The 17,950-nt window shown below is 35.0% G+C and carries 17 protein-coding genes and 1 pseudogene; 11 read left to right on the top strand and 7 right to left on the bottom strand.

Annotated features, from left to right (window positions below):
• Positions 1-169 precede the first annotated feature (169 nt).
• On the top strand, positions 170-568 hold the full coding sequence (locus ACZ9EE_RS30840) for a VOC family protein (protein WP_476033163.1): 399 nt from the start codon (positions 170-172) through the stop codon (positions 566-568).
• Positions 569-841: 273 nt separating this feature from the next.
• On the opposite strand, the gene ACZ9EE_RS30835 is transcribed toward ACZ9EE_RS30840, so the two are convergent.
• Positions 842-2,203 (bottom strand): arsenic transporter, encoded by a 1,362-nt coding sequence (locus ACZ9EE_RS30835; RefSeq protein WP_476032403.1) that lies wholly within the window; start codon positions 2,201-2,203, stop codon positions 842-844.
• Positions 2,204-2,622: 419 nt separating this feature from the next.
• On the opposite strand from ACZ9EE_RS30835, the gene ACZ9EE_RS30830 reads away from it, so the two are divergent.
• The gene (locus tag ACZ9EE_RS30830; protein WP_476032402.1) at positions 2,623-3,087 is read left to right on the top strand and encodes a CBO0543 family protein; all 465 of its coding nucleotides are present in this window, start codon (positions 2,623-2,625) and stop codon (positions 3,085-3,087) included.
• 474 nt (positions 3,088-3,561) lie between these two features.
• On the opposite strand, the pseudogene ACZ9EE_RS30825 reads toward ACZ9EE_RS30830, so the two are convergent.
• Positions 3,562-3,780 (bottom strand): annotated as a pseudogene (locus ACZ9EE_RS30825) (PAS domain-containing protein); the annotation flags it as partial.
• Between the two features lie 265 nt (positions 3,781-4,045).
• Between ACZ9EE_RS30825 and ACZ9EE_RS30820 the strand changes: the two are divergent.
• The 5 genes from ACZ9EE_RS30820 (at position 4,046) to ACZ9EE_RS30800 (ending at position 8,243) form a co-directional block, all read left to right on the top strand.
• On the top strand, positions 4,046-4,519 hold the full coding sequence (locus ACZ9EE_RS30820) for a hypothetical protein (protein ID WP_476032401.1): 474 nt from the start codon (positions 4,046-4,048) through the stop codon (positions 4,517-4,519).
• Between the two features lie 395 nt (positions 4,520-4,914).
• Positions 4,915-5,415: a CBO0543 family protein gene (locus tag ACZ9EE_RS30815; RefSeq protein WP_476032400.1), complete on the top strand. Its 501-nt coding sequence runs from the start codon at positions 4,915-4,917 to the stop codon at positions 5,413-5,415.
• 41 nt (positions 5,416-5,456) lie between these two features.
• Complete coding sequence (locus tag ACZ9EE_RS30810; RefSeq protein WP_476032399.1) at positions 5,457-5,918, top strand: CBO0543 family protein; 462 nt, start codon at positions 5,457-5,459, stop codon at positions 5,916-5,918.
• 451 nt (positions 5,919-6,369) lie between these two features.
• Positions 6,370-7,872, top strand: a complete 1,503-nt coding sequence (locus ACZ9EE_RS30805) for an FTR1 family iron permease (protein WP_476032398.1) — start codon at positions 6,370-6,372, stop codon at positions 7,870-7,872.
• On the top strand, positions 7,869-8,243 hold the full coding sequence (locus ACZ9EE_RS30800) for a hypothetical protein (protein ID WP_476032397.1): 375 nt from the start codon (positions 7,869-7,871) through the stop codon (positions 8,241-8,243). The genes ACZ9EE_RS30805 and ACZ9EE_RS30800 overlap by 4 nt, the downstream gene beginning before the upstream one ends.
• Before the next feature lie 98 nt (positions 8,244-8,341).
• Here the strand turns inward: ACZ9EE_RS30800 and ACZ9EE_RS30795 are convergent, their stop codons facing one another.
• Positions 8,342-9,211, bottom strand: coding sequence for a cation diffusion facilitator family transporter (locus ACZ9EE_RS30795; RefSeq protein ID WP_476032396.1), 870 nt, complete (start codon positions 9,209-9,211; stop codon positions 8,342-8,344).
• Positions 9,212-9,538: 327 nt separating this feature from the next.
• Between ACZ9EE_RS30795 and ACZ9EE_RS30790 the strand changes: the two genes are divergently transcribed.
• Positions 9,539-10,246 (top strand): DUF421 domain-containing protein, encoded by a 708-nt coding sequence (locus tag ACZ9EE_RS30790; protein ID WP_476032395.1) that lies wholly within the window; start codon positions 9,539-9,541, stop codon positions 10,244-10,246.
• A 149-nt stretch (positions 10,247-10,395) separates the two neighbouring features.
• Entirely contained in the window at positions 10,396-11,025 is a 630-nt protein-coding gene (locus tag ACZ9EE_RS30785; RefSeq protein ID WP_476032394.1) for a class I SAM-dependent methyltransferase, read from the top strand.
• A gap of 123 nt (positions 11,026-11,148) precedes the next feature.
• On the opposite strand, the gene ACZ9EE_RS30780 is transcribed toward ACZ9EE_RS30785, so the two are convergent.
• The 3 genes from ACZ9EE_RS30780 to ACZ9EE_RS30770 all read right to left on the bottom strand — a co-directional run bounded on the left by ACZ9EE_RS30780 (position 11,149) and on the right by ACZ9EE_RS30770 (position 12,688).
• Positions 11,149-11,292, bottom strand: a complete 144-nt coding sequence (locus ACZ9EE_RS30780) for a hypothetical protein (RefSeq protein ID WP_476032393.1) — start codon at positions 11,290-11,292, stop codon at positions 11,149-11,151.
• A 214-nt stretch (positions 11,293-11,506) separates the two neighbouring features.
• Complete coding sequence (locus tag ACZ9EE_RS30775) at positions 11,507-11,716, bottom strand: hypothetical protein (RefSeq protein WP_476032392.1); 210 nt, start codon at positions 11,714-11,716, stop codon at positions 11,507-11,509.
• A 57-nt stretch (positions 11,717-11,773) separates the two neighbouring features.
• Positions 11,774-12,688: a type II toxin-antitoxin system SpoIISA family toxin gene (locus ACZ9EE_RS30770; RefSeq protein WP_476032391.1), complete on the bottom strand. Its 915-nt coding sequence runs from the start codon at positions 12,686-12,688 to the stop codon at positions 11,774-11,776.
• A 231-nt stretch (positions 12,689-12,919) separates the two neighbouring features.
• Here ACZ9EE_RS30770 and ACZ9EE_RS30765 point away from each other — a divergent pair, with 231 nt between their 5' ends.
• Positions 12,920-13,759, top strand: a complete 840-nt coding sequence (locus ACZ9EE_RS30765; protein WP_476032390.1) for a DUF2935 domain-containing protein — start codon at positions 12,920-12,922, stop codon at positions 13,757-13,759.
• A 364-nt stretch (positions 13,760-14,123) separates the two neighbouring features.
• On the opposite strand, the gene ACZ9EE_RS30760 is transcribed toward ACZ9EE_RS30765, so the two are convergent.
• Positions 14,124-15,221: a molybdopterin-dependent oxidoreductase gene (locus tag ACZ9EE_RS30760; protein ID WP_476032389.1), complete on the bottom strand. Its 1,098-nt coding sequence runs from the start codon at positions 15,219-15,221 to the stop codon at positions 14,124-14,126.
• Positions 15,222-16,366: 1,145 nt separating this feature from the next.
• Here ACZ9EE_RS30760 and ACZ9EE_RS30755 point away from each other — a divergent pair.
• On the top strand, positions 16,367-16,828 hold the full coding sequence (locus tag ACZ9EE_RS30755; protein ID WP_215039902.1) for a CarD family transcriptional regulator: 462 nt from the start codon (positions 16,367-16,369) through the stop codon (positions 16,826-16,828).
• Positions 16,829-17,950: the final 1,122 nt, after the last annotated feature.

Raw genomic sequence — 17,950 nt, 5'->3', positions numbered from 1 at the left:
GAAGAAAGGCTCAGCCTTAAGAAAAAATTTTAACTCCTTCGTAACTCCGCTGCCATAAAATATTAAATTGTTAGGTAATACTTGACTAAAGAAATAAATCCTTTCATATATTAGTCAAAAATAGAATAGACTCAAAATTAATTAAGTTCAAATGAAAGAAGTGAAGGAATTGATTCAATATAAATGCCTCCATCATATAAGTCTGACAGTTACTGATTTAGAAAGAGCAAAAGATTTCTACAGTAACACTTTGTGTTTAAAAGAAATACAACGTCCAGATTTTGATTTTCCAGGTGCCTGGTATGAAATAGGGATAGGGAGCCAGCAGCTCCACTTGATAGTCGATCCCACTTCACAGACGATTCGTAGTGATAAAAGCATATCGAGCAGAGAAGGTCACTTTGCGCTTAGGGTCGAGAACTATGCTGAAACTCTTAATTGGTTAAAACAGAATGAAGTTGAAATCCTTGAAAAACCAGACGGAATAAGCGGATTCGCCCAAATTTTCTGTGCCGACCCTGATGGTAATTTGATTGAACTAAATGTTGATCAAAAAGAACTGGTATAAACACAAGCCTATATCACAAAATTTTTTTATACCTTGAACCAATTTTCCGAGAAAACATATTCTAACCATAGGTGAAACACTAAAAAGAGACCGTGTCTCGGAACGACACGGTCAAAAACCAACATAATAGGTGAGTCAGAAATCCATCCTCGTTTGCCACACGAGGTGGATTTTTTTTGATTCAACATGTACATCACTCTTTCTATTCACTTTTTGTTCGTTTTACCATAGTTGTATGTTGAACATTTTCATTCTCCTTTTTTCACCATCGTCCTATTGTTGAAGTACACCGCCAAAAAGCCATGAAACCCAATAGTACAAAACGACTAATGTGAATAATACAGTAGGGGGAATCACTACACTGGTAATTTTTACATACTCCCACCAAGTAATTTTCACTTTTCCTTTTCTCACAATGTGCATCCACATCAACGTAGCGAGTGTACCCATTGGCAGCAATAATGCTCCCATATCGCTGCCAATCACGTTTGCCAGATAAGCAATTTTCAAAGAGAGTAAATCTAGATGCATGTGCGTTAATGTGAGCGTTCCTACCATGAGCGCTGGGTGATTATTAAAAATATTAGAGAGTACCGATAGAAGTACACCCATCATCACACTCGCATGCAACAGGCTTCCGGAAACAATTGGCTGCATAAACGTGATTAGCCAGTCAGTTAACCCAATGTTATTCAGACCGTAAATGATGACATACATACAAAAAGCAAAAACGATGATATACCAAGGCGTTTTTTTCAGCATATCGACAGGCGGTATTTTTAAATAAGCCCATCTCCAAGCTAACAGGACAAGTGATCCGAAAACGGCCATCAGAGAAACGGGAATGTTCACAAACGAGGCGACAAAGAGACTGACTCGGACAGCGAATACGAATAATAGAACATTTCGCATAAATCTTGAACGGTCTTTGTCCGAACTATGCTCAAGGACTGGTTTGAGTGGATGGTAAGATTTAAACGACAAGCCTGTAATCTTCGTTGGAATGGTTTTCGGCAGAACTTTGTAAAACCGTAAGAATAGTAGCCCAACTAGCAAGAGCAGACCTAGTGTTGCTGGTACAAACATCATCGCTGTATGCAGATACAAACTCATATGCACAATTTTAAGGGCAATTAAGTTAACAATATTACTAACACCGATTGGGGCACTCGAAGCGGTGGCAATTAGCCCACCTGAAAGTAAATACGGGATTTTTTGATGATTTTTTAAGCCCATGTTGTTTAATAACATGACGAGTATAGGGGTTGTAATTAAGATACTTCCATCGTTATTAAAAAAAAGCGTCATAAGAAAACATAAAAGATTGACATACCAAAACAAACGAATTCCTGATCCTTTTGCCTTGGCAGCCAATATTTCCGCGACCCAATTAAAGAAACCAAAACTTTCTAGAACAATCGCCATGACAATTGTTGCCATAATCGTGATGGCGGCACCACTTATCGTTTCTGCAATGATACCCAGGTCTGATAACGAGACACCTCCACAAAGCACGACAATAAAGGCCCCTATTGCGGCAGGTATAGCCTCATTAATGCCTTTAGGTCTCCAAAGAATAAATCCGAGGGTAACCAAAAAGGTAATGATGGTTATCCAAACGGTTAAATCAATCATGATAATCTCCTTCCATCTAGCTGTTCATTCAGGATGATCCCTGAGACGACACTACCTCCCATGCTACTGTGCTATTATCCCTCCCTGCCATCTATCCATCTTGTGAGTTTGTACTGTATTTATATGTATCACGAATGAGACAGGCTTTAGGTTTGTACCCTTTTTCGGAAAAATCAACTTAAGTCTAAATAATAATTGAATGGATTTATCTGATATTGAGAGGCAATCTAACAGAAAAAATTTCATTAGATTATAAAGGACCTTATCCTTAGAACGAAAATTAAAAAGCGAAGCTATAAAAGCTCCGCCAATACGGTTTGACTAATTTTTAATAAAATGGGGTTCTTCATTTAGTATATCGTGAAGAGTATATGGTGAATATAAAAGGGAATAACAACTAAATCGAAAAGGCTCCTAAAATGTTACTGGCTATCATTACAATGATTATTTCAATTTTAGCAATGATTTTTGTTCCAAAAAACTTAACTAAGATCGAAATTTACTCTTCCACTTTCTTTGCCTTGTATTTTGATTTAATTACAGATGTCTATTTAGTCCTCAAATATGATCTTTTTGGATACTTTGGCAAAGGTGTTGAATGGGCTACAACTCCGTACATAATCGTTGTATATAGCGCTGTCAATTTTCTTTATTTAAATTACTTTCCCTTTAAAAAGGGAAACAGAAAGCAAATGATTTATATTCTAGCGTGGTCAATATTTGCTATTATCTATGAAAAAATAGCCCAATCGACGGAGCTGTTTTATTACCATGGATGGAAATGGTGGTATTCAGCGTTATTGTATCCTCTTATTTTTCTAATACTGGTGATAAACTTCAAAGTAATCAGGAAATTTATTAAGCATTCAGCAAGAGGAAACTAACTTGTCTCAATAGGACACGAATAAAAAACAGGATGGCTGTGGCTGTCCTGTTATTTTATTGTAGTTCAAATTTGAAGTAAGGTCATTTGATTAAGAATAGGCTTTCTTTTACTTCATGATTATAGTGATTACATAATAAATAGCATAAGATTCTCCCTACCTTGATAACCTATCTACTACTATGTTCAAAAGGGCGATTTAAATTCGTAGAGAATATATATTTTTCCCTGAGTAGGGTACTAATAAAGTTCGGTAGGTAACGGCAGCGGGCGGTACAGGTGGTGGAGGAATAATTGGTACTGCAAAATGGCTATACCATGGATGGTAGTGATGAATATATATGTAAGGATACATAAATATCATCCTTTCATTTATAAGTTACAGTAGATTATGAGTAATCACCTAATCATGATTGGATAATAGCCTAAATTAGTGGTTTTTACTTCACCACTTCCAATTCAGTGGGTAAGGGCTATAAAAATCTTCACAATCTTTGATACCTGTTTTAAAGTCTTGTAATAATTGTTCGACGACATACACACTTTTTGGCAGGTGACAGTTTTGAACAGTTCGGCCAATCACCGCTTTGGTTCGAGCAAAGATTCTTTCTTTACCGTGTGAAAAATAGCGGACAACATCATCTTGGTCGATAAAAGTAATATCAACAGGTAAGTGGTTTAGCATAAGTTCAAGCGATAGAGGGGGAGTAGTACAAAAACGTCCACATGAAACGCTTTGACACAATGGGGCTGCATTAAAGTGTTTTATTTAATTAAATTCTAATGCATGATTCGTAATAAATTCGAATGTGACATGCGTCTATTTCATAAAAATATACAAATATGTCGTTTCCTTTATAATTCACTGAAATAGGGATTTATAGAATTTTGATACATCGCGAATTTGAAATTCTTATGGAAATGAAGAGGGTACAAGTATAAATATGGAGGGACTAAGTATGAAATTCACAATACAGTATATTCCTCTTAATAAAATCAAACCTGATGTATCAATGAAAATTACAGAACACATAAAAAAACTGCAGAGATTAATGTGGGATTGTATGTTTGTGTTGGTTGTCAGAAAAAATAGGAAGGATGGCAGTTACATTATTGTTAGCGGTCAAGATCGATTTGAATCCATAAAAAAACATACCAAAAACATCTATGCACCTTGTATAGTTGATAAAAGTAATTCCCCACGGATGGTATCCTGGCTTCCCCGTATACGAAACAAACAACCCCTAGATGATTTTCCGTTAATACCAGCCAGTTGGTCAATTGTTCGGTCTTTTTTGAAACAAGAGCCTCGCTTTAAAAACCTTTCCCGTTCGGAACAAATTAAAGTCTTACTTATAGCTGCACGATACAAGAAAACGGTGATATACGCTATGAAAACCACAGTGGATGATATTTTAAGAAGTTACAAATAATACATTAATAATAAGAGAAAAATGATAAAAAAATAAAGAGCCACAAGTGATCCTAACTTGTGGCTTTAATATTCCTCTTTTTCGCCATCCTACCCGTCAGCTAACTTCGTAGGCTAAAGCGAAGGAGGTCAGGAGACCACTTATTTAAGGTGCTTTTTTTGTTTATTCAAAAAAGGGCTTCTTTACTATGGTGGTCTTTTTATTTTTTTTTCTGAAATTTTAAGAGATACAGTTTTGGGGGTAAACAAGTGTAAAAAGGAAATTAAATATTCAGGAACTCAAAAACTTGATTTTTGTTGATTAAGAAATATCTTTTATGTTCTAAGTTTTACCTGTAATGGGGATTACTACTTAATAAAGGTTTGCTTAATTTATTTTTTTTAAAAGGAGAAAAAATGGCTGAAATAATAGGGGTATGTACATGGTTAATAGCAGCATTACGGTGGGGAGATTGGAGAAATTGGCAAAGATATTATTCGACCATCCTTTATTTTCTTCTCGGCGACGCACTATATTACTATGTCAGTTATACACATCGACTTTGGTCACTTGAGCCGACTTGGCCACTTAAAAATGAAGTGACTTGTATAGCAGGGGAGTTTATCGTTTTTGCCTGTACAATCTTAATCTATATGGGAAAGTATCCACCCAATCATTTTATTTCTATTCGGTGGACTGCTATATGGGTGATGATCTATACAGTAAATGAAGTAATCCTATTATGGACGGGGACTTTTTCTTATCAACATGGCTGGACCATCTTTCATTCGTTTATGTTTAATATTCTTTTGTTTATACTGCTGCGGCTGCATTTTAAGAAACCATTATGGACTATGTTATTATCCATACCTGTTACAACTATTCTTATTTTCATTAACTCCATTCCCTTGAAATAGTAAAGAATGAGACACAATTACAAACTAATAAGGAGTAATTTATGGTTTACTTATTGAGCTCAGTCCTAATATTAAATTCAGCCGCTTATTTTGTACCTAAACATTTGAGAAGACAAGAAATATATTCTACTGCCTTATTTTCATTTCTATTAGGTCTCACTATAGATGTGATTATTGCTTTGAAATACCAGCTTTATGGATATTTTGCGGCAGGAGTTCAAATGAAAAGCTTTATAGCTATTGCTGGTCTATTTCCCGCAGCAGGTATTCTGTATTTAAACTTTTATCCTGCTAAAGAATCGATTCTGAAACAATTCATCTATATTCTTCTTTGGACGGCGTTCTGTTTGTTCTACGAATGGACCGCTTTAAAGAGTGGTTTCTTTTATTACAGTGGATGGAAATTGTACTACTCGGCGTTAACCTATCCAGTTCTTTTAATTTTGCATTTAATTCATTTGTCTTTGTTCAGGCATTTAAAAAATAAAGAAGACACGTTCTAACTTGATCTTGTTAATTTGGACAGGTGCTTCCGAAAGAGGGTTATGGTAGTCCGAATGTAGGGTGGATTCGGACTGGATCATCAGAAAAAGGGCGTAGTTTGTCTATATGGTGAAAAGATTCGGACAGAGGCTTGAGAGAGAATTCTTAGGGTTGTCTGAATGAAGGGGAGATTCAGACAGGAGATATTTAACAGTCTCGGAAAAAGGCCTATGGTTTTTCCAGTCTCTATGCCTAGATTACAATAGGTGTTTTTTTGTATTAATGAGTGTTTAAACTCTCTAGAAATCGCTGCGGCGATTTTTTTTTAGCTACCCTGTATAGGTAAAGCTATTATTATTGTCAAAATAATAAAAACACTAATTGACAATCATTCTCACGTGAAATATGATATACTTAGTTGAAATTGAAATTCATTATCAATTAAAATTCTTAGACAATTAGGGGGACCCTATGGGCAAGAAATTATTACTTTTGATATCTATCCTTCTATTAATTTTTGGAATAAAGGTACATAATCCTGCGTTAGCAGTTGGAAATTCAAAAGAAGAGATGAAGAAGGCGAACGTATCAATTAATCAAGCCATTGATTTAGCTTCTAAAGGGGACCTTTCGGGAGCTGAAAAGGCTTATGATCAATTTAACAAAACTTGGAGACAAATCGAAGAAGGGATAAAAGCTGATTCGGCGACTGCCTATCGGGAAATTGAATCGAATATGGGAAAGGTCATTTACGCCTTTACCATTAAAAAACCAGATCAAGTTTTAGTGGCTTTACAAGATTTAAGAGCTGTGAACGAGAAATTTGCAAACGGCGGTTATCCAAAAGAAGCAGCATTTAAGAAAGAAGATCTATCTTTAGATGATTTTATTTTACTTCTACAACAAACAAAGAATGAAGTAAAGGAACACAATCAATCAAAAGCACTTGAGGGAATAAAAAATGCTAGTGATAGTTGGTTAAGCGTTGAAGGGGTTGTGGTTGCCCAATCAGCCTCTGTATATAGTGATTCTGAGAGAGATTTGGTTACCATTCAGGCCATGCTATCTGCTAATCCACCAAATTACGACCAAGCTAATAGAGTCATAGAAAACATGGTTAATTATTTAACACCTCTAGCGAATAAATCTCACTACACTTACTGGGATGCAGCGATGATTTTAATTCGTGAAGGTTTGGAAGCATTATTGGTCGTTATTGCGCTTCTGTCCTTTGTGAAAAAGTCGGGTGAAGGTAAAGGAAAAGGCTGGATTTGGTCTGGAGTGTTATCAGGACTTGCCGTTAGTGTAATCCTTGCCATCATCGTCAAATTCGTTATTTCATCCGGAGCTTTTGGTAACAATAATGCGCTTATAGGTGGATGGACAGGGGTTTTTGCAGCAGTCATGTTACTGTACATGAGTTATTGGCTTCATAGTCAATCAAATATTGCTGATTGGAATCGATATATTCGTGAAAAAAGCCAAACCGCTTTAACCACGGGTAAACTTGTTTCCTTGGGAGTACTTGCCTTTCTGGCGGTATTTCGTGAAGGAACGGAAACAGTCCTATTTTACATCGGAATGGCTAGTCAAATAAATCTACAGTCCTTATTAATTGGTTTTCTAATTGGAGCTGTGATCCTTGGGATTTTGGCCTACTTAATGGTATTTATCGGTTTAAAACTGCCGTTACGTCCATTCTTTATGGTCTCTAGTATCATCGTATTTTACCTTTGTATTAAGTTTACCGGTATGGGAATACACAGTCTTCAGCTAGCAGGTTTTATTCAAACAACGAATTCATCAAGTATTCCAAGTATAGGATTTTTTGCACTCTATCCTTCATGGGAAAGCACTATTCCACAAGCAATCCTTATTGTAGCTGCCGTTATAATCCTTTTATCTAAACGATTGAAAAACAAAAAACTGATTACGGAAAAAAATACAAACTTTGAAAGTAGGAAGCTGTCATGAAAAAAATAACATCTCTAGTTTTAGCCCTTGGTCTTGGAAGTGCATTAGTTTTAGCGGGTTGTAGTTCAACTGACCATAAAGTTTCCGATGGTGTCAATAAAATGTTGGATACAACTGAAGAATTGTCAAAAGCAATTGATAGCGGCGATCAGGCAAAGGTAAAGGAAGTTGGACCGCAATTAGAGGATCAATGGTCTTCTTTTGAAGATGAGGTTAAGAAGGATAACAAAGATTTATACGAAAAAATTGAAACTTATCTAGACCCAACCATTGCAGGTTCAGAAGCAGCAACGTTAGATAAAGGAGCATTAGGAAACTTAAACGGCCAACTTACTGATGCGTTGAAAGAATTGGATGAAAAAACGAAGTAAATGAAATGGAACAGCAAAAAAGAGACTCTTCAAAAGGTCTCTTTTTTGCTGTGATTTAAATTGTTCTCTTATATTTGAACCTTTTATATCACAAATACTTAATTAGGTTCTACATGGACATGAACATCATAAACATGATGGACTTCGATTAATTTCAGCTCCACATCAGTTGCAATATCGTGAGCTCCACGAACATCTAAATGCGAATTGACTAAGATGACGATGTCAACAACTACGTTATTACCATAATTTCTGGCTTTAATATCCATTACACCTTTTACGCCATAGCAATTATGGATGGTTTCTTTGTATAATTCTATTACATTTTCATCGAAGCCATCCGACAAGTTATGGGATGCTTCTCTAAAAATCTCCCAGCCGGTTTTACAGATTAGTAAACCCACTATAATGGCAGTTAACGGATCGAGCCAAGGAAGACCAAACTGGGTACCCATGATACCAATGAATATTCCTACGCTTACCCAGGCATCTGACAGATTATCCTTTGCCGCTGCCATAACAGATGGGCTATTAATTTCATTGGCCAGTTTTTTGTTATATCGATAGACAAAATACATAACTACGGCACAAATGATGCCTGTCCATGCAGAGATTAAATCAGGAGATTCATTACGGCCATGAAAAATACTAGAAATCGCTTCATATGTCACTTGTATTCCGACTACCACCATTATAAACGAAGCGACCATGGAGGCAATCGTTTCCGCTTTCCAGTGGCCGTATGGATGATCATCATCAGCAGGTCGCTGAGATAGTTTTAAACCGATAAGTACGGCGATTGAGGCAATGATATCAGTAGCATTATTTAACCCATCTGCTTTTAGGGCTTCAGAATTTGCCAAATATCCAACGATTAATTTTAATGCAGACAAACAAATATAAGCAATAATACTTATTACTGCGCCACGTTCTCCGCGTTTCAAGTCCAAATATGCTTGTTCTTCCATTTTACTTCCCCCACGTTTCTATCCTTTTACATTATGAATCATAAGGATCAAGTGGGTCTAGAGAAACCTTTTGTCGTTGTGCTAACTAAGTAATAGAGGTGAAAAAAAGTTTCTTTGAGGAAACAATTGATTTGAAAAGTATTACACAAAAAAGTTTATCTAAAAAATCTACGTGTTTTTTTATTGAGAAAGTTATGGATTAAATGATATGTTTGTTTCGATATATGAATTAAATAAATATGTTGGATTGTTTAGTTGGGGGTGAAACTTCTAATACTAAAGGTAATTCTAACATTGTTAAACCTTTGTTTTAGAGGAGATGCCAAATTGGAAACATTTTACCGGACATTCATCGTTTTTGTGGTAGGTTATTTGTTTTTAAGGATTACAGGAAAAAAGGCAGTAGCTCAGATGCACACATTTGATTTATTGTATATATTAATTCTTACCAATATTATTAGTAGCCCTGTGGAAGTAACAAATATGGGAAAAGCGATTACCTATGCTGGAATCACCGTCATTTTATATAAAATTTTTATCCGCTTATCGTTACATAATAAACTAAGATGGATGTTATATGAAAGTCCTACCGTATTAATTCATAATGGTGACATAGACAGAAAAGGGTTAAAAAAGGTACGTATGCCAATGAATGAATTAATATCACATTTACGAGTAAAAGGGTACACAGATATTCAAAGTATCTCTATTGCAGTGATGGAGGCCACAGGAAGTATTAGTGTGATCCCTAAGTCGGATTATCGTCCCGTTCAACCAAACGATTTAAATTTACATGTAAAAAAAGAGTACCTTCCTATCCCGCTGATAATGGACGGTCAGGTTGTTTATCATAATTTAAAATATCTAGACTTAGACCGAAGTTGGCTTATAGGTGAACTTGAAAAGAAGGGCGAAAAAATAGAGAACATTACCTTAGCAACTTACCAAGAAGACGGACAGCTGTTCATAGATAATAATGAAGTTACTGCACATAAAAGCGATCTTTATAATTACAAGCCTGGGAGAGACAATTAATTTTAACTGTGATTTGGTGATTTTATTGAAGTAAGGAGGCGAAACAATAAAGGTAGAACTTGATGTTCTATGTAATCTAAGCCCTATACTTATTCAAAAACAGTAGATTTTAAAGAAAGAAAGCCAATGTTTGTAAAGGAGATTGTGGGATGACTGAATTTTGGGAATCAAGTTTTTTAAAAAATCAAATGATGTGGGGATTTGAACCTTCAGACTCTGCAATCTTGACAAAGGATTTTTTCCTTGAAAAGAAAGTTAAGGATATATTGATTCCTGGTATTGGATATGGTAGAAATGCCAAGGTTTTTATTGACAACGGAATAAAGGTTACAGGTATTGAGATTTCAAAAACAGCGATTGAATTGGCAAGGCAAAATGGACTAAATATTAGTATTTTTCATGGCTCAGTAACCGATATGCCTTTTGATCACAAACTTTATGAAGGTATATTTTGTTATGCACTTATTCACTTATTGAATAATGGTGAGAGAGCTAAGTTAATTAATGATTGCTTTAATCAATTAAATCCCAACGGTTATATGATATTTACTACTATTTCAAAAGAAGCCCCAATGTTTGGAAAGGGCAAACAATTAGGTAAAGACTATTATGAGATAATGGAAGGGGTAAAAATGTTTTTTTATGATTCTGACTCGATAAAACAAGAATTCGGAAAATATGGCCTGATAGAGTTTTCGGAAATTGTTGAACCACATAAGAATATGGAAAATAAACCTCCATTTAAATTTATAATGGTAAAATGTCAAAAAGGACTATAATTACATTTGCATTAAAAATCAAAAATAGTGAATTGTTAATCGATAAGGCTTAAGTGTAACCTATTCACTAAGACCTTCAAGTGCTTACGTATTTAATAAAGGAGGATTAAGGGAAGTCAAAGGTTATCTGTTTTTCTTTAATTTATCAATATTGTCTTTCATTTTCTTATGCAAATTTAGAAGTAAACTATGATCCTTATCCCGCTTTGGTAAGGAACCTGAGGGCTGGTCCATTAAAAAGGGGCTTTTCTTTTTTCTTACAGCCACAACATCATCTCCCATACAATTACTTGTACATATATACTGTCTCTATGTACATATATACTGTCTGTATGGTCTAATTATGTTGGTTTTAATCAAAAAGCTATAAAGATCTGGTTGAGAGTTTGCTCAAAATAAAGGTCTGAAATTTAAGCCGAAGAAGATGGGGGAATGATCGTTTATTTCACCCAATAAAAAAAGACAGGAATAAAATCCTGTCTTATCGTCGCACTTCACCGTAATGGCTATCCTTTAAGCGATCTACAGCTTCATCACTTCTCTTAAATAATTCCCTAGTATACAATGATGGAGAAGTTTGTGGAACTGTTCGAGTAGCCTTCTCTTGTAAAAAAGGCGACTTCACTCTACCTTTGCGTCTTCCAACCATAGTGACTACATTTCCATCTGTTTTGTTTGTACGCTCTGGCATTGGATCCACTCCTTTCCTATGTATTACCCTTATTCTACCAAACTAACAATTTTTTATCTACAAGGTTTGCCAAGTTGGCTGTTCATCTTCTGGCTTTTTTAACCAAGTATGAATCAAACATAGGTTAATGATATGGTCAATATCTATATCCAACACATGTTCCTTTTCCGATTGAATCGAAATGACAACAGGAAACACTTTTTCGAAGTAGGGAATAAGAACTGTTTGTTTATCAATATGAACTACGATATTGTCATTTAACAAATTCATTTGTACTTCGGTAAGATTCACTCCGAGTACGGTGCCCACTTCTTGTTTAAAAAAATGATCATTGTCTTTCTTAAAGACCGTAATCTCTTGTCTGCAGGTTTCCCCGTATGAAAACAAAAAATCCTCTAAACTCTCCTGATAAACTTCGATTTCATCCCATTCTTGGGTTTTAAAGGATGCTATTTGCATCATGTCCAATATATAGGTAAATTGTAAGCTTCTATTTTGCGTTTGGACAATAACCTTCTTCATTTCGTCATTGACGCTTTCCACTTCATTGATTTGTTCCATTTCAGCTCCGCCGATTTTCTTTATAGATGGAGTAAGAAACAAGGCTAAATCTACAAAGATAAACATCGCTGCCAACAAAGTATATCGCTGCCATTCTTTCACAGTAAATCCTGTTTGAGTTAGCAGCAATACGATCCCAACAATAAACAAGAAATACCAGGTTCTCCGCAAATTTTGTTTATGGTTTGTAAAGAAATCTTTAAAGGCCCAACTTATGTAGAGAATGACAGCGGCAAAACCAGTCAAGATAAACCACTTGTTTTCTTGGGTAAAGGAGAGGAGGGAGTCACCCCAAAATTCCTTAACAATTAGTAGAAGAATTGCAAGAATAATAGGGACAAAAATTTTTAAAATGACTTTGTTTCGGGGGTCATCAAACCATTTTTCAGTATCCTCCTGAAATCCTTCCATAATTCACCTCCTAGAATATGATTATATCATATTCTAGGAGTCACCTATATGTTTAGAACACTAATAGGAGGGAGGAACATTAGTACAGAAAAACGGTACTCAAGAAATTCTATAACATTTGTTTTTGTTTTCTAATTGAGCTCCACACTAACGGAACGTATACTTTAAGGCATATTCAAATGAAAATGTAAATATGAATATATCAAAAGGACTATTTCGAGGGGGTATAGAATGAACGGGGATCATACACCTTTGCATGCTGATACAGGTGTTACATCTGGATTGTTTGTTGAGCGCTCTTTAAATGAAATTCGTTTTTGGGCAAGGATCATGAAAGAACATTCTTTATTTCTTCGATTGGGTTTTAGAGCAGAGGATACTCAACTAATTCAAGAGGCTAATCAATTTTATCGCTTATTTGAACACATCGAACAAACGGCCCTTTCTTTTAATAATCAAACAGACCCCGAACAAATAAGAAGATTTAATTCAGAGGTACAACAAGCTGCAACCAATATTTTTGTATTTAAACGGAAAGTATTAGGTCTAATTCTTACATGCAAATTGCCAGGTGCCAATAATTTCCCACTATTGGTTGACCATATAAGTAGGGAAGCTAATTATTTTAGAAAACGATTAATTGAATTAAATGAAGGAAAGTTACAATCGCTTCCAGATGCCATTATTAAAGAAAATGTCTTCTTCTTAAGGATTATGGCAGACCATGCTAAATTTATTGGTCATCTTCTTGATCCGTCAGAAAGGAAACTAGTTGATCTAGCACGGAATTTCAGCAATGACTTTGATCAATTGCTGTATCAAGCAAGGGATCTAGAATCTATGAAGCCACAATCTCAAACAGTCCCACTTTTAGATCAATTCCTTGATCAAAATCGGGTGTCGGTCGTATCTCTTAGGGACTTCAAGAAAACAGCCCGTGATTTAATTGAGCAATGTAAAATCAAGAGCATTATTCATCCTTTATTAGCAGACCATGTTTTCCGGGAAGCTGATAGGTTCCTAGAAATCATTGATATGTTTGACGCACATCTTACAGGCGGTAACCGATAGCCTAGATACTGCAAAAGTTAAAGTATTTAGCATCCACCATACAGTATAAGTAGCTATTTTTATGAAAATTAAAACTTTGATTTAAAGTCTTATATAACAAAATGTGGCACCTATCATTATGTAGGTTGCCACATTTTTTTTTACTTTTAGTATTCTTGATCAATGAACTGTATCAAAGGGAATATTCAACCGAGGTAATCTCTTTGGAAACTTTAGTATGAAAAATATCACACCCCGGAAGTTTTTTTAGGGATTTTGAGGCATTTAATAAAATATTTACTACATTTTTCCCGTTCACCAAATTTAGCAATTAAGCCGCAGTTTAATCGAACCTCCCCCATGTTTTTTCCTCCTTTTTACTTGATTAAAACGTCGCCTCAGCCGGATAGCCTCGTTGTTCCCAATATCCCTGAACACGAGTGGATGCAAATTCAACACGATTTACCCATTTGATTGATTTGTACCCATACATTCTTGGCACCACTAATCGAAGTGGAAAACCTTGTTCAACGCGAAGCGGCTGTCGATCCATCTTATAAGCAAGAAGAACATCGGATTCCATCGCTTCTTTTAGGGATAGGCTTTCTGTATAGACGCCATCGGCAGAATAGAAGGTAATGAATGAAGCTTCTGAAGTGGGTTTTACCAATGAAACAAGCTCGCGGATGAGAATCCCTTCCCATTCAACATCGGCTACGGTCCATCCTGTAACGCATTGGAAATTTTTGATTTGTTTGGTAACAGGTAAAGACCTAAGTTGTTCAATAGTCATGGATTTTTTAGTAGTCACTAGACCATCAATTATGAATTGGTACTTGTCGAGCAAGACTTTTGGATAATTGTCAGTCACTGTAAAATATTCCGGAAACACATGTACACCCGGTTTCGAATTTGTTGATACTGTCTGACGGAAAGTGAAAAGCTTCTGAAACGGAGTCATTACAATAGCACCGATCACAAACCCTGAAACTCCCCAACGCAGAAATTGTCTACGTTCTGAATCCATTTTTTTCGTTACGATTGTTTGGGAATATTGGTTTCCTGTTGCTTTGAAGAATCCATGCAAGATAAACCATATGCCTAGTAGATAAGACAAATTCCCATGCCAAGGGAAGGCTGCCTCTCTAATGCTTGCGGGAAACCAATTGACCTTCCACAAAGTAAATCCGGTTAAAACAATCGCCATACCAAAAAAAATCGGCATAAACCAATCGACTTTTCGTATACGGTTCATCTTTGGCAACTTCTTCACAATGGGAGAAAATAACGACAGAAAGAACACGATACCAAGGAAAATATGAGCATCATAAAGGAAGGATAAATACCGTATAAGCCTTACATGAAAAAAAGGGATATAAAGAACAAGTCCTGTTAACATGAGACCCAAAAAAGAAATAATGGAATAATGGTGAAGCCATACATAATACTTTGTCCATTTCCCATGAGGAAACCATTTCTTCAATTTCAACACCCTCAATCTCTTAATTTAGTTGAATTTTAAAACTGGAAACTATATAAAGTTCTTAAAGAATTTTTTAAGACCTTCGTTTCCAAGGTCACTAAATTTGGTTTTCATCTTATTTTCCTGAGTTATATTTCTTTTAAAGCAAACAGCGTTAATATTAATCTATCATAGGATTAAATTAATTAAAATTTTTATTATTAATTGATTTTATCTCATCAATCCTTGTTAGCTATTTAGCTGTTTAATTCATTAAGAAAAATAGGTTTGAGCCAATTGCATTCATAACTTATGAACATCAAATGAATAGGATGCTCAGTTTTATTTGAATAAGGAAATAAAGAGATCTTAATACAGATCTTCGAAGAGTAAGGTGCTGCACCACTCTCGATTCTAATTTATCAAAAAACCCGATTTATTTGTCCTAAATGAATATTAAGTGTGCCCAAATAAATTATTTTACGTTTGAAGGGTATTATTCTTCGTTTCTCCATATAACGTAATATTATATACCATAAAAATTATGCACTTTAATTTTGACCCAGGTTTATACAACCATCCATGAACACGGTGGAATTATAGAGGTTGATAGTGTTTTAGGGGAAGCTACTACGTTTCACATTCAACTTCCATTTCAATCTAGTGAACTATTAAATAAGGGGAAATAATCGGTTTTAGATTATTAACAAGCTATCAAGGTGCAATTTATATGTTAATGATAGGATCGCTGCGGCGATACTGTTTTTATTTATGGTTAAGAGGGTAAAATTTTTATTGGGGGTTTAGATGAAAGAATTGCACTAAATTTCAATTATTTCCATCGTTTGTTCGAGTTTATGCTCGTTATGGTGGAGTGTTTGATAAAAAGATTAGAAAGGCAATTAAACCTTAGTGATAACATACAGGAGGAGTAGGTTTTATATAGAATAATACTATTAAGGTTAGTAGAGGTTTCAGAATATACGCGGGAATATTAACCTTCCCTTTATTGGTAATCAACACGATTCCTATTGTTTTTGCTTTTTTTGATTTTTAAAGTAAAAGTAGTTGACACTGAAAATAAATTTATGATATTATTAAAAATTTGATAAAAAACAATAGATATGTTAAGGTTAAGAAGGTTATAATATATGGAGGTGGATTATTTGTTTCAAATTGGCGATAACATTGTTTATCCAATGCACGGAGTAGGAATAATTAAAGCGATAGAAGAAAAGGAAATCTCAGGGGAAAAACAACAGTATTATGTCATAAAAATGTTAATCGGTAATATGCAAGTCATGATTCCTACGGGTAAAATATTGAGTTCAAGAATACGCCCTGTTACTGACATAATTGCATTAAAACAGATCATAAACATTTTTCATCATGGAGAATCAGATAGATTACTGCCGTGGAAACAAAGGTATAGAGTGAACACGGACAAAATAAAAACAGGTAAAATACAAGAATGCACTGAAGTTGTACGTGATTTAATGCGTATGAAGAAAGAAAAAGCACTTAATACAAGCGAAAAAAAAATGTTAGATACAGCACATGAATTTTTGATTAGTGAACTGGGATTAATTAATGGGATTACTGAAAATCAAATAAAAAGTTTCTGTTAAGGTTAATTTATGATAATGTTTTACATCTCCCGAAAATATCCTGAATTTTGGGGGAATATTATTAAAAGTAAATCTTTTCAAAGACATTCAACTTCTCCAACTCACCTTTAGAGCATTAACCTCTTTTGTTATTTCTACAACCTAATCCATTTTTATTATTTAAATTTCTTTTACGAACGTTTGAAGTTTTATCAAATAACTCGATAAAATAGTCCTGATTCACACTGGCACGGACAAGGAGCCGTAAGGATGAAAGAGAGGTAGGGCTTTCATTGTTTTAGGTATACAATTTATTATTTAAGTCATTATTTTCTAGAAGAAGAAATAATCAATCTCACCTCTATCTTTAAGAATTTTTTACATCTACTGAGACAGTGAATAGTAATTGTTTATCTTCTTTACGTAAAAGAGAAAAACGAATTGGTAACACCATATCGTCAACTACAAAAATGGTTTCCAGACAGGAAACCATTTTTTATTTTATTTACATAACAATAGTAAAGATTACTGGTGATGGTTTTATATGCAACGCGTACAATTTGATATACTAAAAGGACAACGTGGCTCTCAAGCAGAAAACGTTTCTAAAATTTAATTGATCTCCTACCCCTTTGTAAATATGAACTCTGATCATAGGGGGGACCCAGCATAATCACCTCTTTGTACTTGAGTATACTTTTGTCATTTCCTTTTACTTCAATGTTTTCCCCGAATAATGGGACGAGGGAACAGGTCCCTTGTCCCATGAGACTATTTGTCCAATACTCTATCCCTAGCAACTTTTCTCGAACGAGTAAGTTGCCATCTAGAAGAACAAAGGAACCACCCACTCTCCACAAGAAGATACTAAGAAATTAGTCTCATTGACTATATAGAAAAATTTGTAGCAGATGAATGGCGTATTGTTTCAAACTGTTAAATGAGAAAGATTCACCGCATACCCCTGCAGGTTATTGAAATAACCTAGCAGGTTAGATTAAGTACAACCTTTCACAAAGTTTAGAAAAAAAGCCGACGTCAACATTTGGAAATCATCAACAGGTTCTACCAATCGTTTGCCTGGGGTAAGTGCAAGTCAAAATGGATGGAAGAATTCATCGAAGAAGAAAAACTGCTGTAGGA

The organism is Bacillus sp. URHA0034 (assembly GCF_056280405.1).
The sequence above is the reverse complement of the archived record's forward strand: the minus strand, read 5'-3'. Positions and strand labels throughout refer to the sequence as shown.

Excerpts from the sequence above, each read along its gene's own strand:
- ACZ9EE_RS30835 (WP_476032403.1), bottom strand. The coding sequence starts at position 2,203 with ATGATTGATTTAACCGTTTGGATAACCATCATTACCTTTTTGGTTACC.
- ACZ9EE_RS30830 (WP_476032402.1), top strand. The coding sequence starts at position 2,623 with ATGTTACTGGCTATCATTACAATGATTATTTCAATTTTAGCAATGATT.
- ACZ9EE_RS30820 (WP_476032401.1), top strand. The coding sequence starts at position 4,046 with ATGAAATTCACAATACAGTATATTCCTCTTAATAAAATCAAACCTGAT.
- ACZ9EE_RS30815 (WP_476032400.1), top strand. The coding sequence starts at position 4,915 with ATGGCTGAAATAATAGGGGTATGTACATGGTTAATAGCAGCATTACGG.
- ACZ9EE_RS30810 (WP_476032399.1), top strand. The coding sequence starts at position 5,457 with ATGGTTTACTTATTGAGCTCAGTCCTAATATTAAATTCAGCCGCTTAT.
- ACZ9EE_RS30805 (WP_476032398.1), top strand. The coding sequence starts at position 6,370 with ATGGGCAAGAAATTATTACTTTTGATATCTATCCTTCTATTAATTTTT.
- ACZ9EE_RS30800 (WP_476032397.1), top strand. The coding sequence starts at position 7,869 with ATGAAAAAAATAACATCTCTAGTTTTAGCCCTTGGTCTTGGAAGTGCA.
- ACZ9EE_RS30795 (WP_476032396.1), bottom strand. The coding sequence starts at position 9,211 with ATGGAAGAACAAGCATATTTGGACTTGAAACGCGGAGAACGTGGCGCA.
- ACZ9EE_RS30785 (WP_476032394.1), top strand. The coding sequence starts at position 10,396 with ATGACTGAATTTTGGGAATCAAGTTTTTTAAAAAATCAAATGATGTGG.
- ACZ9EE_RS30775 (WP_476032392.1), bottom strand. The coding sequence starts at position 11,716 with ATGCCAGAGCGTACAAACAAAACAGATGGAAATGTAGTCACTATGGTT.
- ACZ9EE_RS30770 (WP_476032391.1), bottom strand. The coding sequence starts at position 12,688 with ATGGAAGGATTTCAGGAGGATACTGAAAAATGGTTTGATGACCCCCGA.
- ACZ9EE_RS30765 (WP_476032390.1), top strand. The coding sequence starts at position 12,920 with ATGAACGGGGATCATACACCTTTGCATGCTGATACAGGTGTTACATCT.